Genomic DNA, 25,960 nt, shown 5'->3' with positions numbered 1-25,960 from the left:
ACAGTACTTGCAAATGAAAGAAACTGCCCAATTCTACTAACTGGAACAGATAGTATATCTACGGAAACACTAAACGAATTAAAAAGACGTGGAACAGGAGATATAATAATATCTGGTGGTGTGGATTCAGTGTCTAAAAAAGTAGAAGAACAATTAAAAGACTTCAATATTATTAGATATGCAGGAAATGATAGATACGAAACTGCAAAAGAAATTGGAAAAGCAATAAGATCTTTGACTGGAAAGACTGAGGGAGCATTTTTGGTGGATGGTACTAACTTCCCTGATGTAATCACAATATCATCATTAGCAGTAAACAAGAGACTTCCAATACTTCTTACTAATCCTAAAAAACTAACAGCAACTACTGAAAAGACGATAAAAGACTGGAATATAAAAAATATAACAATAGGTGGTCAAGATAATTCAGTAGGAAATAATATTGAAACAAAATTAAAAAATGAAATAAAAATATCTACCTCAAGAATAGGTGGAGCAGATAGATATGAGACAGCTTCACTAATAGGAAAAGAAGTAAGAGAATCTACAGGAAATACTAAAGATATGATACTAGTAGATGGAACAAACTTCCCTGATGGAATCACAATCAACTCTCTAGCAGCGAAGTTCAAAGCTCCAATACATTTAACAAGACCATCTAGTCTAACTGATATTACAGCAAATGATATATCAGACTGGAAAATAGAGAATATAATTGTAGGTGGAGGGGAAAATTCAGTTTCTAAATCAATCTATGACGGACTGAAAGTCGCTAACAAGGAAAGAATATCAGGTGCTGATAGATATTCTACAGCAGTTAAGATATCTCAAAGACTTGATAGAATTTCAACACCTATAGGGAAATAAGTTAATACAATTGAGTTATATAGATACAATTACACAACTCAATTGTATTTGGAAATAATTTAAAATAATAGAACGCTGATACAACAAAGAATTAAAAAGCACCCAAACTATTGTTTGGGCGCTTTTTTGTAATTATATTTTTTACTTAGAAAACTTTTCTTCAGAGTATTTTTGAGATATTTTAACTGCTGTGTCATATCTATCGTCTCCAGATACTCTCTCTTTGTTTTTAATCTTTAGGCTATCTTCTATAGTTTTAGATACTGAATTATATCCTCCACCTATAAGTATGTTTTCAATTGTCCAGTTATTTACTGCATTTTCTGTTGTTTTATTTAGGTTAGTTGGCGTTGTTAAAAGAATAGGAGCTTTAAATTTAGAAGCTACCGAACTAATTGTGATTCCATCAGGGAAGTTTGTTCCATCTACTAATATCATGTTAGTCTTATTATTAGTGATATTTCTAAATTTTTCTGCTACCTTATATGCAGTTTCATACCTATCTGCTCCACCAATTCTTTCTACACTTGTTAGAGTTGTTTTTAATTCGTTTTCTATTTCATTAGAAACTGAATTATTTTCTCCACCTATTGTTACGTTTTTTATATTCCAATCTTTTAAAGCTTTGTTAGTAGTGCTATTAAGCTTGCTAGGGTTAGTTAAAATTATTGGAGCTCTTTTTTCATTTGCTATAGTAGAAAGGGTGATTACGTCAGGGAAGTTAGTTCCATCAACTAAAATAGCATCAGTCTTATTATTAGTAGAAAGTCTTACTTCTTCGCCTATTTTTTTAGCAGTTTCGTATCTATCTTGTCCGTAAATTCTTCTAACTTTATAACCTTCTTTTTCTAATTGTTTTACAACTTCTTCAGATACTGAATCTGGACCACCAGAGATTATTACTTCATCAGCACTAAGTCGTTTAATTTCATTTAAAGTATTTTTAGATACTAAATCTTTACTTGAAAGAAGAATAGGACTATTTTTCTCATTCCCAAGAACCGTAGCAGTTAGTACGTCCGTATACTTGTTACCACTCGCCAAGATAATACTTTTTTTGGATTCAGTTCCGTTTCCACTGTTATTTCCGTTTTCACTTCCGCCGGTGTTACCGCCTTCGCCATCACCGCCAGTGGAGTCATTGTCTAAAAATATATCAACGATTTTATCGTATTCCTTATCTTGAGGGTTATAGTAAAATTCTTTATTGGTACCATCTTTGTTCATGACGGCATATGCAGTATATACATAAGGTTTAAAACTAATCTTTTTTCCTTTATAATCATCAGGAATTTTATATTCTATTTGTTGCTGTAAACTTTCTCCTTGCTTTAAATTTATGTTTTTATTATCAGAAGTAGTTTTTATTTCTTGGTTTCCAATCTTATTTCCTTGTTCATCTAAAATGTCATATCCCATTACTAAAAAAGAGTTCGGAATATTTTTAGATGTGTTTTTAAGGTCTAAATTTAGGTTTATAGATTCGCCAGGTTTTATATTTTCAGCTTTATTAGGAGTTATTTCTAATGTAGAAGTTTCATAATAAAGGTCTTTAGTTTTTAATGAAAGAGTTGTCCTGTCATTAGTATCTTTTGTATACCAACTGAGATCACCTTGAAGTCTATGTATTCCCCAATTTTCATAAGTAGGATTATCAATAGCCGTATAGTGATATTCTAATGGTCTTTCCATTTCAAATTTGGTTGTCCCAGCATAATATAATTCTTTTTTATTTTTGTCTAAGCTAGTAAAGTATAGGCTGAATGTATGAGGCATTTCAGCTGTTTCTGGGTCTACTCCTCTTCTAATTAATTCTTCATCAATTTCTTTTCTCGTAAATACAATATCTTCTTTTGATGAATTTATGTCATAATCAAAGTCTTTTTCTAAAGTAAATTTAAAGCTTCCATCAAAACCTACTAGTGTTATTCTAACCCCATATAATTCTTCATAAGTATCATCTTTTAATTTATTTTCTATTTGAGTCCATGGAACAACAAGCTTTTCAAATCTAGCAGCCTTATCATATGCTTCCCAAATGTCAATACTAAGCATGTAATTACGCAATCCTAAAGGATTTCCACCGGATTCATCATAGTTTTCAAAGTTTAATCCATCCACATAATGTATTATTTCTTTGCCTATCCTAGATGTTTTGTAGTTTAGGGAATCTTTTATGTCTGGATATTCCGGAAGATTGCTTTCAGATTTCACATTTTGTTTAATTTGATAATTAGTTTCACTTATAGAGTCATAAGCAAAAGCAGGGATAAAATTTGACGAGATTAAGCTTAAAGTTAAACTTAACAAAGCAATTTTTTTAATTTTTGTATTCATATTTACCTCCATGTTATTTATAGAATTTATTTTTCATTATTCGGTTGCCTGCTGTAATTTATTTTGTTACATTTAGGTTGTCTATTACTTATAAAAAATAGGTCATTCAAACTAAATATAGAAAATAAAAAGGTTTTCCTTGTTTCCATTTTTTATAATATTAGTGGAATTTAATATATAAAAGTGTGAATTACCTAATTATACCCTGCTTTATGTTTAAAAAACATTTTGTGTCTTAAAATAATAAATTTTAAACAGAAAAAAACTATAATAAGTATTTGCTATTATGATTATGATGATTAGTAATACGTATTAAACAATTATAAATTAAAATATATTATATAATATACAAAAAATATACCTTGATAATACTTATTAAAAAATTTATCATTTTATTAGAAGTATTTTTAAAAAATATAACAATTTAAACATATTAATAAGTATAATTTTATAACAATGAGTCGATGCTTGTTAATAAAAATAAAAAGAGGAGTTTAATAAACAAATGAGTGATGGATCAAACAAATTGAAAAAATTTTCGGATGGAATGGATAAGTATTTAGAAAAAACAATTATTACAATTGGGAGAGTATTTATAGGATTATTGGCAATAATGACTTCTTCTTTACCATCATTTATAGAGGAAATAGTTAATTGCATATTTACAGAAATTGGAACATCTGACATATATTCATTTATAGATGTAAATACTCTTATATCCTCGGCAACATATGTAGTGTTTATAATAATATTTGTTTTTATTGCAAGAAAATATAATATAGCAAAACTAAGTTTTAATTTTATAAATAAAAAAAATATACTTATAGTTATTGGAGGATTTGTATTATATAGAATAGTTGTAATAGTAGGGTATATTCTTTTACATATTCAAGGTATAGAAAGTACTGCAAATGATACAGCTATACAAGAATTATTTGAAAATCAAAGTATAGTCTTAATGTTTATAACCATGTCTTTGTATGCACCTATAGTTGAAGAACTTGTATTTAGAGCTTTTTTAATGGGAACATTATTTAAAAACTATAAAGCAGTAGTCGGAATATTAGTGAGTTCAACTTTATTTGGAATTTTCCATGGTCCAGCAGATATAGTTAGCTTTTTGATATATTTCGGCGGAGGCCTTATTTTTGCAATTACATATTACAAGACAAAACGAATTGAGGTTACGATGTGTATTCATTTTATAAATAACTTATTAGCATGGGTCTTTACATATATTCAATAGTAGATATTAAATAAAAATATTAGTTTAATATAAAGTCTTTATGGTATACTATCAAATAAGTATAAAGAGATAGTTATAATTTAATGTATAGAAAGGAAATAAAAATGGAAAACAAAAATTATATTAAAACATTTATAACATTAATAATAATTCCATTGCAATTATTATTAGGAGAATTAATTGTAAAAATACCATCAATAAATTCTGATATGAATATGAGAGGCGTTTTGACTCTAAGCATAGCATTTATAGGATTTTTGATTGTCGTTTTATTGAATAAAAATCTATTGAAAAGGGATTTTAAGGTATTTAAAAAAAGTCTTTGGAAAAATATAGGAATTTCTATTATCTGTGTAATATTAATGCATTTGCTATTATATATAGTTAGATTACCTTTAGATAATTTAAGTGCAAGCAAAGAAATGGATGTAATGTCTCTTCCTTTGATGCTGTCAATTCCTCTTTCATTAATTCCTTTAATGGCACCATTTGTAGAAGAAATAGTGTTTAGACATCACTTGTTTTATAGATTTGAGAAAAAATCAGTTAGAATATTTATGTTTTTTGTATCTGCAATATTGTTTGGATTAATTCATTTCAATAATTTTAATGGAGATATAATACAAACTATTCCATATATGTTTATGGCAATGTTTTTTAACTTGATTTATTTGTACTCAAAAAATATTTGGAACTCTATAACAGTACATTTTATATTCAATGGTATGAATGTATTTATGGGTATTCTTGGGTTAATATTATTAAAGATTGTAGGATAGTGGTATAAATATGTATCAATATGTATGAGTAAAAATATACTGTTAAAAAGGTATTTTTATAGAAATTATAGTAAGTAGTAATAAAATATAGCATATTGAAATGAGAAATATGCAAAATCATAAAAAATAAAATTTAGTACTTGATTTTACTTTTAAATTAGTGTAGAATAGTAGAGTAAATAAAAGGCGTAAAATTGTTCAGCTGAGTTAAGACTTAACTCAGCTGTTTTTTTTTTGCGATAATACTTAAAAGGAGGGAGTTTAGTATGGATTTTTATATGAAGTTACCAAGAAATAAAAAAGAATTTGCGATATTTATGATAATAATTTCTATTATATCAGTTAATATTATAGCACCATTAATAACGTGTTTTGAAATGGGGTTTAGTATTTCGACGTGGGTAAATACTCATACAGTATGCCCATGGAAGACATATTCCTAGTGTTACTATAGTTATAGCCGCTCCTAGTATGTACCATCCCAAAAACTGAAGCAAGCCTCCATCAAAATATGATTTATTCATTTATTACCTCCAAATTAGTTTATTATAAAAGAATGATACCACATCATATTAATATAAAACAATAATATAGAAGTATTTTAACTAATAGAAAATCTACATTAAAAGTTTAAAACTTAAAATAAAATATGACACGATGTTTCAAGTTAATTTTGGTATAATATAAGGAAAGAAGAGGGGTGGGAAGATGCATTATGTAAAATCAAAAGGGATTTTGTCTTCTAGAAATGGTATGAACTTATATAGAGGATGTTCACATGGATGCATATACTGTGATTCAAGGAGTCATTGTTATCAAATGGAACATGATTTTGAAGATATAGAAGTTAAAGAAAATGCAATCGAGCTATTAGAAAATATTCTCAGTCGAAAGCGCAAAAAGTGTATGCTTGGCACAGGATCAATGACAGATCCATATATTCCTATTGAAAAAGACTTGAAATATGTGAAAAAAGCATTGTTATTATCATGTAAATACGGATTTGGTTTTACTTTAATAACAAAATCAAACCTAATATTGAGAGATTTAGATATATTAGAAAAAATAAATAAAAAAACTAAATGTGTAGTTCAAATGACTCTGACAACACATGATGAAAAACTTTGTAAGATAATTGAACCTAATGTATGCACAACTAAAGAAAGGGTAGCAGTTTTAAAAAAGTTAAATGAAAGAGGGATACCAACTGCAGTATGGATTTCACCAATTCTCCCATTTATAAATGATACAAAAGAAAACTTAAATGGAATCTTGGATGAGTGCATAGAAGCGAACGTTTTTGGAATTATATGTTTTGGAATGGGATTGACACTTAGGGAAGGAAATCGTGAATATTTTTATAAACAATTAGATGAAAAATTTCCAGGAGTTAAAGAAAAGTACATACAGAATTATGGAAATAAATATATTATAAATAGTCCGAAAAATAATGAATTGATGGATTTTTTTCATAAAAAGTGTGAGGAAAATGGAATTTTGCACAATAATGATATGATATTTGAATATTTAAGTACATTTGAAAATAAAGACGAAGGGATTCAATTGAGTTTATTTTAGAATTTTTTTTGCAAATTGTGAGATGTATTAAAAAAATAAATATTTTAATAATAGATATAATATTATATGCAAAAAAATAGTATATAAAAAGTATTATGTAGAAAAATTATTATTAAAAAATAGTATATAAAAAGTATTATGTAGAAAAATTATTATTAAAAAATAGTATATAAAAAAGTTATATACATAAATTGTGTATAAAAAAAGAGATAGAGGTGTCTACATATAAATAATATTAATGTAAAAAGAAAGTAGGATAATATGAGTAAAATAATAAAAAATGTGAGAGAGAATGATATTTTAAGAGAGAGCTTTTTTAAATTGGCAAAAGAAACATATGGAATACCTTTTAAAGAGTGGTATGAGCAGGGGTATTGGACTGATAAATACATGCCATATGCAATTGTCGAGGGAAATGAAATCGTAGCAAATGCTTCTGTAAATAGAATAAAATTTAATCATAATGGCAAAATAAAAAACTGTGTACAAGTAGGAACTGTAATGACAAAGCCATCACACAGAAACAAAGGACTTTCTAGAATGTTAATGAAAGAAATAATAGCTGATTGGCGTGATAAATCTGATTTGATATACCTTTTTGCAAATGATTCAGTTGTTGAATTTTATCCTAAATTTGGATTTGAAAAGAGAATAGAAGAGCAGTATTTATTTTCTGTTGATACACAAAAAAGTGATTTTATAAAATTGGATGTTGACAATGAAATTGATAAAAAATGTTTATTTGAATGCTATAAAAAAGGGAATCCATTTTCAAAATTTGAAATGATAGATAATATTGAACTAGTGATGTTTTATTGCAGTTCAGTTATGAAAGAAAGTATATATTATTCTAAGAAACATAATACAGCTGTAATAGGAGTCCAAGAAAATGAAGAATTTATTTGCTATGATGTTTTCGGTGACTCAAAAGCTTCGTTGACTGACTTATTAGCAGAGGTGGTAAATTCAAATGTTAAAAGGGTGGTTTTAGGATTTACTCCAAAAGATATAACAGGAATGGAATCATCTATTTTTGAGATGGAAGATACAACTCTATTTGAACTAAAAAATGATAGCTCGTCAAAATTTAAAGAAAATGAAATGTTTCCGCTTTTATCTTATGCATAGTAGAAGAAAATATGATTTTAAATAAAAATATCTTTTTTAATTAATCTATAAATGGAATATCTATAATATTATTAATTTTGTTGTATTGAACAAACCTTGAAATAAAGTGGCTCTTGATATAAAATACAATAAAACAAGGGATATATTATTGGTCATGATCTGATGCTTATTTTAAGTAATATTATATAAAAAAACATCTTAAATAAACACAGATAACTGAAACAGATATATGACGGATTGAATAGAATACACAAAAGTAATGTAATCATTGGAGATGAAAATAATTATGGCAAAAAAATTTACGAAAGTAGGTCTTAGAACAAAAAAGACTGCTTTAGCAGTTTTTATATGCTTTATGATTGAGAGTATCGTAAAAACTGGAAGTCCATTTTATGCAGCTATAGCCACCATTTTATGTATACAAAATGATATGAGTAATAGCTTTAGAGTTGCAAAAAATAGAGAAATTGCTACAATTGTAGGAGCAATTTGGGGTGTAGTATTTATTTATTTTGAACAACGATTTATGGGAGATTATTCGGAAATAATAAGGTATTTGGTATTATCACTTATGTTAGTGCCGATAATACAGAGTTCACTTATAATAAAAAAACAAGAATGTACATATTTAATGTGCGTGGTATTTTTATGTATTACAATAATGCATGGAGCGGATGAAAATCCTATGATATTTGCCTGGTGTAGAGTATTAGAAACGTCTATAGGTATAATAGTTTCATTAGCAGTTAACAGTATACCATTTCACAGGTTGACAGAATAAAAAATAGAACAAAAAATAAAAGGAGACTCTATATCTAATAGCAATTGCGACTAGGTATAGAGTCTTTACTTGTTTTTTGATAGATGAAAACTTTATAATCTTTGTTAGTGATAATATTGAAATTTAACGATACATTATGAAATATTTTTGTAAAAATAATACTGTTAAGGGGAAATTTAGAAATATATGCGATTATATGTATCAAGGAGGGGATATCAAATGTTAGAAAAAACTTATAGAATGATCATAAACAAAGAAAAAAAAGGGTATCATGTCTATATCCCGGATTTTGGAGTAGAAAGTACTACAGAAAGCTTGAAGAATGCAGTAAAAGTAGGTAAAAGTATGATAAAGCGTATGATAAAGCATTATAACTTTTATGGAATTTCTTTTCCAAAACCGTGTTCCAGAGATTATATGTCCGGTGATTACAATATAGTTATACCGGTTTAATAAAATTAAGAAGGCTAACTTACTACTAGTTAGTCTTTTTAGTATAAAAAGTGATATTAGAATAAAAATTATACAAAAATAATATAATAATAAAAATAATAATGATGTTTAAAATAAAATATATGTAAGCTTGTGTAATATTAATATAATATTAATTAATTCAAATCTTGTTAATATTATTAAAGTTATGTAAATTGAATTGATTATAAATATAATTAGTCTATAATGTAATTAGGACATAAAATAAATGCTCTAAAAGAGGATGTGACTCAAAATGCATATACCTCTAAAAAATGGAAATAGCAATTAAAGCGCTATGACCAATTAACCCTGAGTACTGATTAAAAAGTTCGGGTTAAAAAACTACTATCAATGCTAACTTAGTATAAGTTAGTTTTTTTTTATGTTAGCATAGGTACATTAAAATTTTAAGCACATACTTTCAAATAGAATAGATTTTATAATTACTTATTATAAATAAAAAAAATATAAAAGATGAAAAATAAAACTTTAAAAAATGAAAATACATTCATAAAATATTTAAGAAAAACAAGAAAAATAACATTTATAATGTTTTTTTCTTACGAATATTTTAATTATAAAAACATAGTTTTTTTATAATTGTTTTTAAGTGAAAACTTTGGTTATAAAAACATAATTTGTGGGTATAGAGTCGATTATATACCCAAAAACAAAATAAGAAGAAAAGGAGCAAGAAATGAAGATGAAAGCAAAAAAAATAAAAAATTTAAGAAGGAGAATTCCTTTAAAGCTATGTCTTTCGGTGACATTGCTGATATTGTTAGGAAATATATCAGATGGAGCTACAAAAGAAGTACATAATGTAACTGAATTGCAAAGTTCTATAGAAAATTCAAGTGAAGGTGATGAAATAGTAATTGCAAACGATTTTACATATGGAGATTTAATTATTAAAATGCCTACCTCTTCTGTAACGATTGATGGGAATAACAACGTCTGGAATAAAGGTTCAATTACTATAGAAGGTGGAAGTAATGCGAAACTTACGATTAAAAATTTAAATATCGATGGTAGTAGTATAAATAAGGAACTTATTACAAATTATGCTGCAAAAGGAAGACTAGTTTTAGACAATGTTAAACTATATAATGCAAGATTTACCCCTTTGAATATACTTACAGATGGAGAGTTTAAGACTGAAATAAAAAATAGTAAAATATATAATAATAAGGCGAATAATTCAGCACCTGCTATATGGTTGGGAACTGCGGCTTTTGTAGATATTAATTATTCTACAATTGAAAGCAACGAAGGCACTGGTGGTGGATATGAAACGGGTGCTATATCTTCAAAACATTATGAAGCAGAGTTAAATATAAATAATTCTGTATTTAGAAAAAATAAAAATAGCAGCGTCAATACCGGAATCTTTGGTGGAGGCGGAGGTGCTATGGCAATGCACTATTTTAAAGGAATTATAAATATAAGTGAGTCAATATTTGATCAGAATCAGACTAGCGGAGAAGGTACAGAAGTAAATAGCACTTACGATGGTGGAGCAATATATATTTTTGATGGAAGAGACGGAGCTGTATTTAATATAGATAGAAGTACTTTTTCGAATAACTTAGCATATGATGATGGTGGAGCAATATTATTACAAGGAACTGGTAATCCAGGACTTACGACTAGTATAACAAACTCTACATTTTTTAATAACAAAGCATATGGATTAGATGGAGCAGGTTATTCAGGAGGCGCAATTCAGTATTTTAAAAATGGTGGATCTTCAAAAATGACGAATAATATACTTAGCTCGACATTTGTAGGAAATCAATCTGGAAATGAAAGTACAACTGCTGAACAGAAGGGTGGAGCGATAGGTCTTTCTGGAGCAGGATTATTTGCTACTGCAACTGTAACTAGAAATGACTCTCTATTTATAGGGAATCAGGTATATGGAGCAGATGGTAAAATAAATGAAGTGTCTAATTATAAAGACCTATCAAATTACGCGACGGCTCAAGCGGGAACTACAAATGTTATTAATGTAGACAAAGGAGAAACACCTGCATATACACTAAAGGATGTTCTTGGCATTAAAAATGTGATGCTATCAAAGAATTTATCAGAAGTTCAAGCAGGAGTAGATAAGGAGTATGTAAAAACAATTCCTATAAAACCTGAAGGTATAGCAGATAATACTTACAGTGGGACTACGACGATACCAAATATAGATCAGAGAAATCACAGCAGATATAAAGATCAAGGTGCAGTTGAAATATCTTGAGTAAAATATGATGCTAATGGAGGAGTATTTGATATAGCAGAGATGACTGCCTATGATGGAACAGAGTATTACGAATTGGATGAAAGTGGTAAAATAACTACATATTTCGACATAGGTAAAAATAAGGGGTCTAAGCTTATTGTTGATGGAGGATCAAAGTTAAACGCTACATTGGAAGGAAAAGAATTTAAAGGGTGGTCGACTAATAAAGACGCAACTACGCCAGACGAAAACTATGCAGTTGGTAAAAATATTAATTTTACAGAGGATAATATGACTTTATATGCTATATGGGGTGAAAAAGAAGACACTCCAGGTGGTGGATCAGGTAGCGGAGGAAATGGAGGAGGAACTCCATCTAAAAAAGCTACAGCAGTACTAGCAAACGGGAAAAAATACACTGATGTATTGACAGCCACAGTACTAGCAAATGAAAGAAATTGTCCGATACTTCTAACTGGAACAGATTCAATCTCCACAGAAACACAAACGAATTAAAAAGACGTGGAACAGGAGATGTAATAATATCTGGTGGTCTAGACTCAGTATCTAAGAAAGTTGAAGAACAGTTAAAAGACTTTAATATAATTAGATATGCTGGAGCTGACAGATATGAAACTGCAAGAGAGATAGGTAAGGCTGTAAGATCACTTACTGGAAAGACTGATGGATCAATGTTAGTAGATGGAACTAACTTCCCTGACGTAATTACAATATCAGCCTTTGCAACTCAGAAAAGAGTGCCTATATTACTTACAAATCCTAATAAACTTACTTCTACTACTGAAAGTGTAATAAAAGACTGGAAACTAAGCAATATAGTAATCGGTGGAAGTACAAATTCAGTAGCAAAGAACATACAAGATAGGTTAAATGCTGATTTAAAGATATCCTCTGTATCTAGAATAGGTGGAGCAGACAGATATGAAACAGCTTCACTAATAGGAAAAGAAGTAAGAGCACTTACAGGAAATATGACTGATATGATACTAGTAGATGGAANTAGGTTAAACGCTGATTTAAAGATATCCTCTGTATCTAGAATAGGTGGAGCAGACAGATATGAAACAGCTTCACTAATAGGAAAAGAAGTAAGAGCACTTACAGGAAATATGACTGATATGATACTAGTAGATGGAACAGACTTCCCAGACGGAATTACAATCAACTCACTAGCAGCTAAGTTTAAGTGCCCAATTCACTTAACAAGACCAGATAAACTAACTGACATTACAGCAAAAGATATAGCTGACTGGAAGGTAGATAGTATACTTGTAGGTGGAGGAGAAAATTCAGTATCTAAATCAATATATGACGGACTGAAAGTTACTAACAAAGAAAGAATATCAGGAGCTGATAGGTACTCTACAGCAGTGAAGATATCTCAAAGACTTGATAGAATATCAACACCTATAGGAAAATAAATTTAACAAACTATAAAAAACTCCTCTAATGATTATGTTTAGAGGAGTTTTTTATAGTTTGTTTACTGATTAATAAAAAATATTTAATTTCAATTAAGTATTTATAACTAGTTATTTTTTGAAAAAACTTCTTAGTTTATCCATAGAAAATATTTTTTTATTTTCATTTAAATTGCTCTTGTCAAGTTGGATATTTCTTTTTTCAACAGCTTGTTGTATGAAATAATCTTGTGAAGAAAACTTATCATTATTATCTACGACAAATTCGAACTCACCATTAGAATTCATTATTCTACCTTTTACGTTATCATGTAATTGTTTTGAAATATAATTTTGTATTACTTTTTGTATATCTTCATCCAGTACTGGACAGGCTATTTCAACCCTTTGTTCAGTGTTTCTTGTCATTAAATCTGCTGATCCAATATATAGTTTAGCATCATTTCCTTTTCCAAACTGGAATACTCTTGCATGTTCAAGAAATCTTCCTACAATAGATCGAACCTCTACATTATCAGTATATCCTTTAACATTAGGCAAAATACAACAAATTCCACGTATTATTAAATATACTTTAACACCATTTTGAGAGGCCTCAGATATTTTTTGTATAAAGTCTTTATCTGTAAAAGAATTCATTTTGAAAAATAAGAATCCATCATCTCCTTTTTTTATCTCTTCATCAATCAATTTTAAAAATTTGTCTTTTAAAGAAGATGGAGATTGAACAAGATGTTCGTATTTTCCATTTAGGTTGCCTACAGACATATGATTAAAAAAGTCTAGAGTATCTAGTCCGATTTCCCTATTTCCGGTAATTAGTGAAAAATCAGCATATATTTCTGAAGTAGATTCATTGTAATTACCTGTACCAATTTGAGTTATGTACATATATTCATCTCGCTTGTTTTTATATGTAATTTGCAGAACTTTTGAGTGAACTTTAAAGCGTTCAAATCCGTATATTATCTTACATCCAGCTTGGTATAAAATATTAGCATAGTTGATATTATTCTCTTCATCAAATCTAGCTTTTAGCTCCATAAAGACAGTTACATCTTTTCCATTTTCGGCAGCTCTACTAAGATATTTTGCTATCTGCGAGTTTTTTGCAAGCCTGTAAATTGTTATTTTTATTGATAAAACTCTGCTGTCATAAGCAGCTTCTTTTAATAAATCTATAAAAGTTTGCATATCATCATATGGATATGACAACAGAAGATCTTTTTTTTCAAATTTATCTATAAGGCTATTGCTCTTTGGAAAGTTGAGGTAGTAAGGGTAGAACTTAGGATACAATATTTTTTCTTTTTTAGCAGAAGGAATTATATCTAATAGTTCATGTACATACTTCATCTTTAAAGGTGAGTCTACAAAAAAGTAAGATTCATTACTTAATTCTAAGTTTTCAAGTAAGAAATTTTTCATATTTTTTGTAAGCTTTTGATTTGACTCAAGTCTTACAGCAGCCTGTCTTTTTCTTTTCTTTAAAACCATCTTCATCTTATCTTTATAATCTTCAAGCTCATCTTCAAATTCTGCATCTGCATCTAAATCAAAATTTCTTGTAACACAAATGATGGCTTTTGACTTTACGCTATAGCCTTCAAATAAGTTATCTACGTAATGATATATTATTTTTTCTGGTAGTATAAAGTCTATCGATTCTCCAGGAAAAAGAAGGAATTTTTTAATAGTATCTGGAATCGGAACAACTCCAAAGTATGTTTTTTCTTCTCTTTCAAATTCAATAAAAATTTTTAAAGCAAGATTTTCCAGAAAAGGAAATGGATGCTGTTTATCAATTATTTGAGGAGACAAAATTGGTTTTATATTTTCAAGATAATAGTCGTGTACGTATTTTTTTTGTTTTGAGTTTAATTGTAAAAAATTGTATTCATTTATATTATATGTGCTTAATTCTCTGGTGATTTTTTTGTATAACTCATCTTTTCTGCTATACATTTTTGGTAGCATATTTAGAACTTCGTTTATCTGTTCTTGTGGCAACATGCCTGTTTTTGAGTCAGGATGTGGCTTTTTTAAAAGTGATAAGTCATGCAAACTACCAATTCTAATCATAAAGAATTCATCGAGGTTGCTGGTAAATATACTTACAAATTTGTATCGCTCATACACTTCAACATCTTCTTGGTCGGCTTCAGCTAGAACTCTGTCATTAAATCGAAGCCAGGAAACTTCTCTATTTTGCATATATTCTGGTTTTATTTTTTCAGACATATTCAACAACCTCCATTTTTAAGTAATTTACTTTATTGTAAAATTTATTTATCGCATTCATTCAACTGATTTATTACATAACCTTCTCTCAATCCGTAGCTTGAAGCATTCACTTGCTTGATATCGAATAATTCACAAATTCTTTTTAAAATTACAAGACCACAAAGTAATGTATGGGATCTATCAGGAACCACTTTCAATAAAGCGTCATATGCTTCAGAATCTTTTTCTAAAAGCATATGGTATAATTTATTCATGGATACAATATCGTAGCATCTTTTGTTATCAGCTAGATCTAATTCTTTTAGTACTTTTCCAACGGATCGTATAGTACCACCTATTCCAGAAATGGTATCTATTTCTCCTGTACTATCTCCAAATCCCCATGTTTTATCTTCAATATAAGATGTCATTTTCAAGATCTCGTCTTTTTCAGGTATTACACCATTACAAAACTTTTTATGGAGAGAAAGACAACCCTCATCAATACCAAAGACAACTCTGATTTCTTTATCTTTAAAAAGTACTATTTCTGTAGAACCACCACCAATATCAACACTCATTCCGGTTTTAAGGTGATGAAAAGACGTAGATATTCCTAAAAAACCTAGATTTGCTTCTTCTTGAGAATCCAGTAAATCTATTTTTAATTTTAACTCATTTTTCACTTTTTTTATAATTGAAGAAGAGTTTATTACATTTCTAAGTGATGCAGTTGCAAAAACAAAAGTTTGATCAACTGGATAATATGACAAAATATTTTTGTATTTTTCAAGTACAGATATTAATGTTTCGATACCTGCTTTATTTAAATATCCATCATCATTGTAGTTTGCTAGACCAGCAGTTTGCTTTTTATTAAAAAGCAGAACTGGAAGAGATTTATCTATGGCAAAAATACTTAAACGTATTGTATTCGCTCCTATATCTATTACGGCACAGTTCATAAAATCACGTGTAATTTCGATAAAAATAAAACTACACTTACCTCCTATCAATATTTAAATTTATACATAAAATTGTTTATTTTAAATAATACCTTAAGTATTTACTTATATATTTTATGGCAAAATCATATAACAATTCATCTTCTATAAATGTATATATAATAAATTATACAATAAAATATTTTAAAAGAGTATAGTATAGTCAAAAGTTTAATGGAAGTACTTTGAGATTATTTTTTAATTAAAAAAAATTATATTTATCTAAGCTGTGGATAAGAAATAAAAACTGTTGTATAATATAGTAGTGAGTATCTGTTCTAAATTAGTATTAAAGAGGTGTTTTCATGTATAAAAAAGACAAGAAATTATTGGAATTTGAAGAAGATTTAGAAAAGACTAGGGCTATAAAAGACATAGGCAAGAAAGCTATGAAGGAAGACATAGATGAAGAAGATTTCGGGTATGATTTAGATGATTCAGGAATGATTCCAAAGCTTGAAGAATTAAAGGCAGTTGGTAAGGATGAAACTGAAGAAGGTATAAGGAATTTATTAGAAGAAGATTTTTTAGAAGAAACAGATATTTATAATGAATTTGAAGATGAAAATAAAACTAAGGGATATGATTTAGACAGTGATTTTTTTGAGGAAGATTTTTTAGAAGAAAATGAATATGAAAAAGAATTAGATGATCTAGAAGACTATGAGCAAAGTGAAATACCGCTGGGTGATGATTATTTAGATGATGGCTATATGGAAGAAAATGATCAACTTTTAGATAAAAAGAAACTTTTTAAAGAGGATGATTTTCTTGATGATGGCATGGATGAATTGAGCGATTTAAAAGTTAAATTTTACGATGAAGAAGACGATGATTCAAATATAAATGATTCTTTAACTAGAATAGCAGATGCATTAGAACGAATAGCAGATAGCTTAGAAAATAAATAATAAAAAAACATCTTTATTTAGTTAGGATAAAGATGTTTTTTTTGTTTAAATTATTATAATTTAAATCGTTTTTTTAATTTATCATTATAAAAATAAATAAATTGAGTGTACACAAAATCATATACAAAAAAAGCAACTTCAAATGCTAGTATGTATAAAATATTAAAATCAATTTTTATAAACATTATCGCAACATAGTATAACACAAAAAACGCTATACTTGAATATATAAATTTTACTAACAGTTGTAAACTATTTTTGAAATTCATTTCAATAATAGCTTTTACGACTCCATATGTGCCAAAAGTTAGCAGATATGTCAAAAAGTGTAGTTTATTACTCAAAATCAGTAACGCCATTAAAACAGAAGCAATTGTATATATACATCCGTATTTTAATCCAAATTCAATTATCACAATAGCTGCGAAAAAAGAAGCTAAAGCTAGAAAAGCAATTGTATTTGTAGGTATATAATTAACTAATATAAAAACAAGTGTATTTAACGCAAGAAGCATCCCAGATATAGAAACTCTTCTTGCAACTGTATTTCTATTCATAATATTAAGCTCCTGTTAACAACAGCTGATTAAATCGCCACCCATTGATTCACATAGACAGTCACAGCACCATAGTGTACAACAAGTATCACAACAGTTACTTCCACAGCAACAGCAGCCAGGGTTATCTAGTCCATTGCTTCTTCTGTTGTTATAATATTGAGCTCTATTATTGTAGTTATTTCTATAATTTATATATTTATCATATGCATTTTGATACTCTTGATTAGAAGGTTCCATAAATTTTGCTCTTTTTATATAGTCTTCACCTTCTTCATAAAAGCCTAAATTCATTGCAGATACACCTCTAAGGTAATACCATTCAGAATCTTTATCCGTATAATTATTCAATGTATCGTAACATCTTCTAAAATCGCCTTGATTTAGTAAATTTCTAGCATAAGTATAATCATTATAAGTTGACATATTTGTACCCCCCTTTAAGATTTTAATATACTGTTAAAATCTTTATTAAACCATAATTATTTACAGCCTGCTTCAATATGTTCTACGTCAGGATTAACCTGATAAATCACATCTTTTCTTTCAATTATTATCTTAGCTGTAGAACGTAGATAAGAATCTTCTTTAATACGCCTTAGAAACTCTCTAGAAGGATTAATTGCTACTGGATGTCCAACTCTTCTTAACATTGCTAAATCGCCAGCAGTATCTCCATATGCGTAAGATTTCAACATATCTATATCATATTTTTCTACAAAAGAATCAATAGCCTTATCTTTGCTATTAGAATCCCACATTGGAATGACCTCTCCAGTAAGTAAACCATCTTTTACAATATATGAACTCCCTATATTATCAGTGACCTCATATTTTTTAGCCATTCTACTAACCAAAAAATCAGGAGATCCTGATATAAATATTACAGTATGTCCTTGGGACTTATGCCAGTTAATTCTAGATCTAGTGAATTTATATACTCTGTCTGCCTTTAGTTTTATTACTTGGTCGCTTACAAAATCCATATTAGACTTGCTAAGGCCACTAATAGCTTCTAAATACTGATCAGAAATTTCATACAAGTAGTCATCATAGTTTCCTTGTCTTTTATCCCAGTTCATGTATGTAGCCTTTAAGTGATCAGACCACTCTTTTTCGTCTATTATTTCATATTTAATTAATTTTCTAAAATGCTCAATTAGCAAAGAATCTCTATATAGAGTTCCGTCAATATCGAAAAAAGCTGCTATTTTGCTCATAATTCACCACCTTTAAAAACTCTTAACAACATTATATCAAATATATTTAAAATATTCAGCTTTTTTATTGCATATCAGCACAGATAAAAGCACTGTAGGTGTATAACAAGAAATAAATTAGTAGGAAATTCTTGAGTGCTAACTCTAGTTAACATCAAAGTAATATAATTTTTTATTGTATAATTTATATATTATCAAAAAGAAAACCTTTACATAGATAGAAATATTATATAATATTATAATTATATAAAGTTATAGGAGGAAAAACAATGAGATTTAAGAAGTCTTTTTGTACGAACACGAGGCTAATGGGTACAATGATGTTAGCTATAGAGTGGATCAATGATGTTGAAGATGAAATTTATCATGTGTTTATGCTAGATGATGAAGGTCTTGGTATTTCCGATTTCTATCCTTTAGAAAATATTTCGAGGGAAGAAAAGGAATTATTCTATAAAAAAAAATATGGAGGGCTAGGTGGAAGTAAGATTGCTTTAGATGAAGAAGAAGCAATTTTTATGGTAAATTGTTACCTAGAGAAAAATGAATATTATAATAAACCAGTTCCAGAAAATTTAAAAGAAGAAGACTTAGAAATTTATAAAAAAAACAAAAATGAAAATATAAGTATATATAATTTAATGGACAAGCTTTGCAAGGAAATTGACACAGAAAATGAATTTGTAAATTATATGGTTATGAGATTTATTGCAAGGGATAAAAAAGCATTACTATATTTTTCTGGAAGCGAAGAAGTGGCAAATCAGCATATTACAAAGATAAATGGAGCTCTCCTATATAATGAAATTGAAAAAAAGAGTGAAGATAGATTTATTTGTAATTGTGTTTATGAAGATATAGATGGATATTATGAAGGTAAAATAGTAGTAAATATAGAAAAGTTTGAGTTGGAAGATGATGGCCTTGCATATGATGATGCATATGACTTTAGGCTTAGATCTATATTTATAATAAGTACTAATGCAATATATGATTTTGAGGTATTTGATATAATTTCAAAAAGGGAAGTTCTAGATATATATAAATTAAATAGTGAAACAAAAATAGACGACTTAGAAAAACTCATCTTTAATACTTATCCAATGATACAAAAAGTAAAATATGAAAATGGAAACCTATATACACAGTATTTCTTTGATAATTCACACGTAGATAGAGATATATATGTTATAAATAATGACATTATGTTTAATATATATGTAAATGAAAATAATATGTTTTTAGCGACATATGATTTAGAATCTCGCAACTTTATAGAATCTACTGTTCAGTCATTTATACCAAAGTTTATTGAAAAAGAACATGTATATGAATTTGAACAAAATGTGTTGTTTGATTTTATCGAATCGGGAAATGACGATTTTTATGATTTTATTGATGAATAAGATGTGAAAATTTGATTAATATTTTTAAGTGAATTGTCTTTTCAATTAAAAAAATGACTATAAAAATTTATAGTCATTTTTTTTTATTAGTTTATTATATCTAATAGTCAGTATTTATTAAACCTAAACTATAATTGTAAAAATTATAATAAATAATAATCAGAAAATTTAAACATATTATTAAATGTTTAAAAAAATGATGAATTATACAATATGTTGACATACAAAACATAAGTGATATAATTAGGTTAATGAAGGTAAATCATTAAAATTGTAGTTAGTCTATAGAGTGAATTATTTTAAGTAATTTATATGTATCTAGGAGGTTTTAAACATGAAAAAACTTATGACAGGCGATGAAGCAATCGCTAGAGGTGTTTTTGAAGCCGGCGTTAAATTTGCCGCTGCATACCCAGGAACTCCAAGTACGGAAATACTAGAAAATCTATCAGAATACGATAGAAAAGATTTAGTAGCAGAGTGGGCACCAAATGAAAAAGTTGCATTAGAATCATCCATCGGTGCGTCTGTTGCTGGTGCCAGATCTTTTGCATCTATGAAGCACGTTGGATTAAACGTAGCTGCGGATCCATTTTTCACAGCTGCCTATTCAGGCGTAAATGGTGGGTTAGTTCTTGTAACTGCCGATGAGCCTGGACAGTTCTCTTCACAAAATGAGCAGGATAATAGAAACTTAGCTAAGGCTGCATTTGTTCCAGTATTCGAACCAGCAGATAGCCAGGAATGTAAGGCTATGGTAGTTGAAGCCTACGATTTGAGTGAAAAACATGATACTCCAATAATTATAAGAATGACTACTCGTGTCTGTCACTCTAAGGGTCTAGTTGAAATCGAAGATAGAAATGAAGTTGGTATTAAAAAATGGGAAAAACAACCACAAAAATATGTAATGGTACCAGCTAATGCAAAGGTTAGAAAGCAATTTATATTCAAGAGAATGGACGACTTATATGAATACTCAAATAATTGCAAATGGAACTTTGCTGAATATAATGACACAAAAATAGGGGTAATTACATCTGGAGATTGTTATCTTTACGCTCAAGAAGTTTTTGGTAAAGATGCATCTTACTTAAAGATAGGATTTAGTAATCCAATGCCAGATGAATTAATTAGAGAATTTGCTTCTAAGGTAGATAAAATCTACATAATAGAAGAAAACGATCCAGTTATGGAAACTCATATAAAAGCTATGGGTATCGAATGTCACGGAAAGGACGTATTCCCAAGATATGGTGAAATGATACCAGAAGTAATTAGAAACTCGGTATTTGGTACAGAAATTGCAATCGATCAAGATGCCAAAGATGTAATGATTAACAGAGCACCAACTTTCTGTGCAGGATGTCCACATAGAGGATTTTTCTACACATTAGGAAAGAAAAAGAATATAATGATTTCTGGAGATATAGGATGTTACACTCTAGGATTTGGACCTCCATACAACGCAATGGATATGACTTTATGTATGGGTGCCAGCGTGAGTATGGGACATGGTGCTGCACAAGTGTTCTCAATGGATGAAAATCAGGATACAAAGGTTGTATCTGTACTAGGAGATTCTACTTTCTTCCATTCAGGAATAAACTCATTACTTGATGTAGTATATAATAACAGTAGTACACTTACTTGCATACTAGATAACAGAATCACAGGTATGACTGGACAGCAGGAAAACCCAGGAACAGGATTAACTGCTCAGGGTGTTGAGAGTAACGAAGTTGATATTGAAACTGTTGTAAGAGCTATAGGTGTAAAAAATATTAGAAGAATAAATCCAAATGATTTGAAGGAAGTTGAAGAAGCTCTTGAATGGGGGCTATCACTTGATGAACCAGCTGTTATAATTACTTGGTGGCCATGTGCATTGAAGAAACAATCTGAAGAAGATAAGGCTAATTTCCCTAACTCTTTCCAAGATAAGTATACAGTTGATGAAAGCGTATGTATTGGATGTAGAAAGTGTACAAAAACTGGATGTCCAGCAATTTCTTTCCAAACAGAAAAGAAAAAATCTTCAATTGATATAAACAAGTGCGTTGGATGTAGTGTATGTGCACAAGTATGTCCTGTAAAGGCAATTGGAAAGGTGGTAAAGTAATATGACTAAAAATGTACTGTTGACTGGAATAGGTGGTCAGGGAACTATAACTGCTAGTAAATTATTGACAATAGGACTAATGAGTGCTGGATACGATGTTAAGATGAGCGAAGTTCACGGTATGAGTCAAAGAGAGGGCCCTGTACTAACACATTTAAGATATGGAGAAAAAGTATTTTCACCTGTTGTTCCGCTAGGTGAAGCAGATATAATAATGGGATTTGAAGAACTAGAAGTTTTAAGAAATATTGACTATTTAAAGAGTGATGGCGTAGTTGTATTAAATACTGCTAGATTTAATCCTATAGGTGTGTTGAGTGGTAAGGATAAATATCCAGAAAACACAAAAGAATTAATTGAAGCTAGAGCAGGAAAGTTATTCTCTTTTGATGCTACAGCTGAAGCTGAAAAACTAGGTAATCCAAGAGTTATGAATATAATTTTACTTGGAACAATAGTTAAGAGTATGAATCTTGAAGAAATAGACTGGGATAAGATTATTGAAGAAAACGTAAAGCCACAGTTTGTTGAACTTAACAAAAAAGCTTTAAGAGTCGGAATGGAACTATTGTAAAAAAATACAATAATCCTGATTAATTTGTTATAATAAAATTAAATATTAAATAAGATATTTAATTGAATTATATTCAAACAAAATCTTTTAAAAAGAAGAAGGTGAAGATATTGTGAGGATATCTTTACCTTCTTTTGTATTAAATTAATGGAGGCAAACATGATTAGAAGTTTTGATGAAGTTATAGAAAGAGTAAAAGCATTTCCAGATATGAAGCGTTGTGGTGTATGTATGGCAGACCACGCAGCGATTGGTGGAGCTCTAGAAGCAGAGAATATTGGACTTGCAAAACCTGTATTTATAGGGTTTGAAGATGAAATAAAAGAAGTGTTAAATGAATTAGGAGCAAAAAAAGAGTATCCTATTATAAATGTAGCTTCGCCTGAAGAAGCTGCAGAAAAGGTAGTTGAGTTAGTTAGAGAAGGTGAAGTTGACTTTATACTAAAAGGTCATATAGAAACTGCTGTTTTGATGAGAGCCGTAGTTGATAAAGAAAAGGGACTTAGAACTGACAGATTAATGTCCCATATGTCATTTGAAGAAGTACCTACATACCATAAATTGATTACAATTACAGATGGTGGTATGTGTACCTATCCAGATGTAGAAGAAAAACAAAAAATAATAGAAAACGCTGTAGAAATTTATCACAAGTTAGGATATGAAAAACCAAAAATAGCGTGTCTTTCAGCAATAGAAAAGGTAAATCCTAAAATGCAGTGTACAGTAGATGCAGGTGAGTTGAAAGCTAGAAATCAAAGAGGAGAAATAACAGGATGTATAGTTGAAGGTCCTATATCTTTTGATTTAGCTTATAGCAAAAAGGCATCCGAAGTAAAAGAATACAAGAGCGAAGTAGCTGGTGATCCAGATATATTACTTGCTCCAGATATACATGCTGGGAATATATTGGATAAGACATTCAATTTTGCAGCTGGAGGAAAAATGGCAGGATTTATAGTAGGGGCTAAGTGTTTGATTGTATTGACATCTCGTAGTGCATCTGCTGAAGAAAAATACTTGTCAATCGCTATGGCTGCACTAGCACAGCATTAATTAAATCAAGTGAATTTATGTGGAGGAACACAAAATATGAAAATACTTATTATAAACCCAGGATCGACTTCTACAAAAGTTGGAATATATGAAGATTTAGAAGAAAAAATAATAGAGAATATAACTATAGATGCGGATGTTTTAAAGCAATATAAAGGTCTATATGATCAGACTGATATGAGATTAAAACAAGTGTATGACTTTTTAGATAAAAACTCAATTTCCCCTAGTGAAATTGATGTAATTGTATCTAGAGGTGGGATGTTGCCACCAGTTCATACAGGTGCGTACGTTATTGACGATGAATTATGTGATATAGCAAGAAACCATCCAGCTCAATTGCATGCATCGAACTTAGGTGCTTTGGTAGCAAGAGAAATATCAAAGAAAAATGATATTCCAGCGTATATATACGATGCAGTATCAGTTGATGAATTGACTGATTTATCAAGATTATCAGGTGTTAAAAAATATCCAAGAAGAAGTTTTTCCCACGCTCTAAACACAAGAGCTGTAGCGATGAGATATTGTGAAGAAAATGGACTTGATTACAAAAATTCATCAATAATCGTTGCTCATTTGGGTGGTGGAATATCTTTAAATATTCAAAAAAATGGTCACCTAATTGATATTACATCTTCTGATGAAGGCCCTTTTTCAACAAATAGAGCAGGTTTTATACCAATTTACAGTTGTATAAATATTGTTAAAGAAGAAGGTGGAGATGCTCTTCAGAAATATGAAGACAGCGTAGGTGGATTAGTTTCACATCTAGGAACAAATGATGCTAGAGAAGTAGAAAAAATGATAGCAAATGGAGATGAAAATGCAAAGCATGTGTATGAAGCTATGGCATATCAAATTTCAAAGTCTATAGGAGCATTATCTGTAGTAGAAAATGGGAAGATAGATGCGATATTATTGACAGGTGGAATGTCACATTCTAAAATGTTGACAGACTGGATAATAGAAAGAGTATCTTTCATTGCTCCAGTAAAGTTGTATCCAGGAGAATTTGAAATGAAAGCATTAGCTGCTGGTGGATATAGAATTATGAAAGGTCAAGAAAAAGCTGACAAGCTTAGATTATAAAACTATATTAAACAAATTCTGCACCGAAATAAAATCATTATAACTCAAAGACGATGTAATGAAATCTAAGGGATAGGAGGAATACAACAAAGAAATTCTGTTGTATGAATGATTTATGAATATTGATAAATATGAAGGTGTAGTAGAGGACTTCGGCTCTTTTATGTCATTTATAGACACATTGGCAATGATTATATCAGAAATGTTTGGAAACAACTGTGAAGTCGTTATATCTGATCTGGATAATCCAGAAAAGTCAATATTGGCGATATATAATGGCCATGTGACTGGAAGAGAAGTTGGAGATGCACTGACAACTAGATCTGAAGAGTTGATAGAAAGAAGTAAGGGCGGACATACTATAAACTATAAAAAAGCGAGTAAAAAGGTAAAAAAAGAAATAAAGTCATCAACCATTGTTACAAAGGCATTTGGAAAAAACTTATCATTTTGTATTAATTATGATTGTGATGATTTAGTAGGTTTAGATATGAAAATCAAGAGCTTTTTGTCAATGGGATCAGAAGTATATGATGAGTTTGACACTTATGATAGCGGGGAGTTAGTTCAGAGAAAATTTTTGGCTGAAGTGGAAAAAATGAAAAAACCAATAGTGGGTATGAACAAGCAAGATAGGATATTGTTGATTAAAAATTTGAAAAATGCAGGAGTTTTTAATATACAAAAATCAGTTCCATATATAGCTGAACAGATTGGTGTATCAAGGTATACTATATATAACTACCTTAATGAAATTGAAAAAAATGAAAAAAATAAATAAAACTTTTGAAAATTATGTTTAAAAAGCATTAAAATGTGATAAATATATAGTGTAACGTAATTTAGAATACTCAATCTCCCCTAATGAGAATCTTATCCCCCTAAGATTCTCATTTTTTTTGATTCAAATTTTAATTTATATGGAAGACT

The 25,960-nt window shown here is 29.2% G+C and carries 24 protein-coding genes; 18 read left to right on the top strand and 6 right to left on the bottom strand.

The window, feature by feature from the left end; genetic code table 11:
- On the top strand, window positions 1-867 hold an 867-nt coding region (locus C0982_RS06575), incomplete at its 5' end, for a cell wall-binding repeat-containing protein (protein WP_145994503.1).
- 141 nt (window positions 868-1,008) lie between these two features.
- Here the strand turns inward: C0982_RS06575 and C0982_RS06570 are convergent.
- Entirely contained in the window at window positions 1,009-3,204 is a 2,196-nt protein-coding gene (locus tag C0982_RS06570) for a cell wall-binding repeat-containing protein (RefSeq protein WP_180946894.1), read from the bottom strand.
- A gap of 505 nt (window positions 3,205-3,709) precedes the next feature.
- Here C0982_RS06570 and C0982_RS06565 point away from each other — a divergent pair.
- From C0982_RS06565 to C0982_RS06525, 10 genes are all read left to right on the top strand, one after another.
- Complete coding sequence (locus C0982_RS06565; protein WP_101773424.1) at window positions 3,710-4,450, top strand: CPBP family intramembrane glutamic endopeptidase; 741 nt, start codon at window positions 3,710-3,712, stop codon at window positions 4,448-4,450.
- Between the two features lie 104 nt (window positions 4,451-4,554).
- Window positions 4,555-5,229, top strand: a complete 675-nt coding sequence (locus tag C0982_RS06560) for a CPBP family intramembrane glutamic endopeptidase (protein ID WP_180946893.1) — start codon at window positions 4,555-4,557, stop codon at window positions 5,227-5,229.
- 266 nt (window positions 5,230-5,495) lie between these two features.
- Window positions 5,496-5,672, top strand: a complete 177-nt coding sequence (locus C0982_RS10535; RefSeq protein ID WP_180946898.1) for a hypothetical protein — start codon at window positions 5,496-5,498, stop codon at window positions 5,670-5,672.
- Window positions 5,673-5,937: 265 nt separating this feature from the next.
- Window positions 5,938-6,807, top strand: coding sequence for an SPL family radical SAM protein (locus C0982_RS06555; RefSeq protein WP_101773422.1), 870 nt, complete (start codon window positions 5,938-5,940; stop codon window positions 6,805-6,807).
- Between the two features lie 261 nt (window positions 6,808-7,068).
- A complete protein-coding gene (locus C0982_RS06550; protein ID WP_101773421.1) occupies window positions 7,069-7,935 on the top strand; it encodes a GNAT family N-acetyltransferase in 867 nt (288 codons plus the stop codon).
- A gap of 286 nt (window positions 7,936-8,221) precedes the next feature.
- Window positions 8,222-8,716, top strand: a complete 495-nt coding sequence (locus C0982_RS06545; protein WP_101773420.1) for an FUSC family protein — start codon at window positions 8,222-8,224, stop codon at window positions 8,714-8,716.
- 219 nt (window positions 8,717-8,935) lie between these two features.
- Window positions 8,936-9,169, top strand: a complete 234-nt coding sequence (locus C0982_RS06540) for a hypothetical protein (protein ID WP_101773419.1) — start codon at window positions 8,936-8,938, stop codon at window positions 9,167-9,169.
- A gap of 718 nt (window positions 9,170-9,887) precedes the next feature.
- Entirely contained in the window at window positions 9,888-11,441 is a 1,554-nt protein-coding gene (locus C0982_RS06535; RefSeq protein WP_101773418.1) for a hypothetical protein, read from the top strand.
- 42 nt (window positions 11,442-11,483) lie between these two features.
- A complete protein-coding gene (locus C0982_RS06530) occupies window positions 11,484-11,939 on the top strand; it encodes a cell wall-binding repeat-containing protein (RefSeq protein ID WP_101773417.1) in 456 nt (151 codons plus the stop codon).
- Window positions 11,882-12,865: a cell wall-binding repeat-containing protein gene (locus tag C0982_RS06525; RefSeq protein ID WP_101773416.1), complete on the top strand. Its 984-nt coding sequence runs from the start codon at window positions 11,882-11,884 to the stop codon at window positions 12,863-12,865. The genes C0982_RS06530 and C0982_RS06525 overlap by 58 nt, the downstream gene beginning before the upstream one ends.
- A gap of 111 nt (window positions 12,866-12,976) precedes the next feature.
- On the opposite strand, the gene ppk1 is transcribed toward C0982_RS06525, so the two are convergent.
- A complete protein-coding gene (gene ppk1 / locus C0982_RS06520; protein WP_207653236.1) occupies window positions 12,977-15,106 on the bottom strand; it encodes a polyphosphate kinase 1 in 2,130 nt (709 codons plus the stop codon).
- Between the two features lie 44 nt (window positions 15,107-15,150).
- The gene (locus C0982_RS06515; protein ID WP_145994502.1) at window positions 15,151-16,104 is read right to left on the bottom strand and encodes a Ppx/GppA phosphatase family protein; all 954 of its coding nucleotides are present in this window, start codon (window positions 16,102-16,104) and stop codon (window positions 15,151-15,153) included.
- 293 nt (window positions 16,105-16,397) lie between these two features.
- Between C0982_RS06515 and C0982_RS06510 the strand changes: the two genes are divergently transcribed.
- Complete coding sequence (locus tag C0982_RS06510) at window positions 16,398-17,003, top strand: hypothetical protein (RefSeq protein WP_101773369.1); 606 nt, start codon at window positions 16,398-16,400, stop codon at window positions 17,001-17,003.
- A gap of 53 nt (window positions 17,004-17,056) precedes the next feature.
- Here the strand turns inward: C0982_RS06510 and C0982_RS06505 are convergent, their stop codons facing one another.
- From C0982_RS06505 to C0982_RS06495, 3 genes are read right to left on the bottom strand one after another with little or no spacing between them, the layout of a single operon-like run.
- Window positions 17,057-17,560: a hypothetical protein gene (locus C0982_RS06505; RefSeq protein ID WP_101773368.1), complete on the bottom strand. Its 504-nt coding sequence runs from the start codon at window positions 17,558-17,560 to the stop codon at window positions 17,057-17,059.
- A gap of 15 nt (window positions 17,561-17,575) precedes the next feature.
- Window positions 17,576-17,986, bottom strand: a complete 411-nt coding sequence (locus tag C0982_RS06500; RefSeq protein ID WP_101773367.1) for a tetratricopeptide repeat protein — start codon at window positions 17,984-17,986, stop codon at window positions 17,576-17,578.
- Window positions 17,987-18,042: 56 nt separating this feature from the next.
- The gene (locus C0982_RS06495; RefSeq protein ID WP_101773366.1) at window positions 18,043-18,780 is read right to left on the bottom strand and encodes an HAD family hydrolase; all 738 of its coding nucleotides are present in this window, start codon (window positions 18,778-18,780) and stop codon (window positions 18,043-18,045) included.
- Window positions 18,781-19,049: 269 nt separating this feature from the next.
- On the opposite strand from C0982_RS06495, the gene C0982_RS06490 reads away from it, so the two are divergent.
- From C0982_RS06490 to C0982_RS06465, 6 genes are all read left to right on the top strand, one after another.
- A complete protein-coding gene (locus tag C0982_RS06490; RefSeq protein ID WP_101773415.1) occupies window positions 19,050-20,186 on the top strand; it encodes a hypothetical protein in 1,137 nt (378 codons plus the stop codon).
- Between the two features lie 334 nt (window positions 20,187-20,520).
- On the top strand, window positions 20,521-22,308 hold the full coding sequence (gene iorA / locus C0982_RS06485; RefSeq protein WP_101773364.1) for an indolepyruvate ferredoxin oxidoreductase subunit alpha: 1,788 nt from the start codon (window positions 20,521-20,523) through the stop codon (window positions 22,306-22,308).
- Between the two features lies 1 nt (window position 22,309).
- Window positions 22,310-22,882 (top strand): indolepyruvate oxidoreductase subunit beta, encoded by a 573-nt coding sequence (locus C0982_RS06480; RefSeq protein WP_101773363.1) that lies wholly within the window; start codon window positions 22,310-22,312, stop codon window positions 22,880-22,882.
- Window positions 22,883-23,041: 159 nt separating this feature from the next.
- The gene (locus tag C0982_RS06475; protein WP_101773362.1) at window positions 23,042-23,938 is read left to right on the top strand and encodes a bifunctional enoyl-CoA hydratase/phosphate acetyltransferase; all 897 of its coding nucleotides are present in this window, start codon (window positions 23,042-23,044) and stop codon (window positions 23,936-23,938) included.
- Window positions 23,939-23,974: 36 nt separating this feature from the next.
- Complete coding sequence (buk, locus tag C0982_RS06470) at window positions 23,975-25,030, top strand: butyrate kinase (protein WP_101773361.1); 1,056 nt, start codon at window positions 23,975-23,977, stop codon at window positions 25,028-25,030.
- A 115-nt stretch (window positions 25,031-25,145) separates the two neighbouring features.
- Window positions 25,146-25,811, top strand: a complete 666-nt coding sequence (locus C0982_RS06465) for a helix-turn-helix transcriptional regulator (protein ID WP_101773360.1) — start codon at window positions 25,146-25,148, stop codon at window positions 25,809-25,811.
- Window positions 25,812-25,960: the final 149 nt, after the last annotated feature.

The sequence above is a fragment of the Peptostreptococcus faecalis genome (assembly GCF_900240845.1).
GTDB classification, from domain to species: Bacteria; Bacillota; Clostridia; order Peptostreptococcales; family Peptostreptococcaceae; genus Peptostreptococcus; species Peptostreptococcus faecalis.
This window is presented reverse-complemented; position numbering and strand designations above follow the sequence as displayed.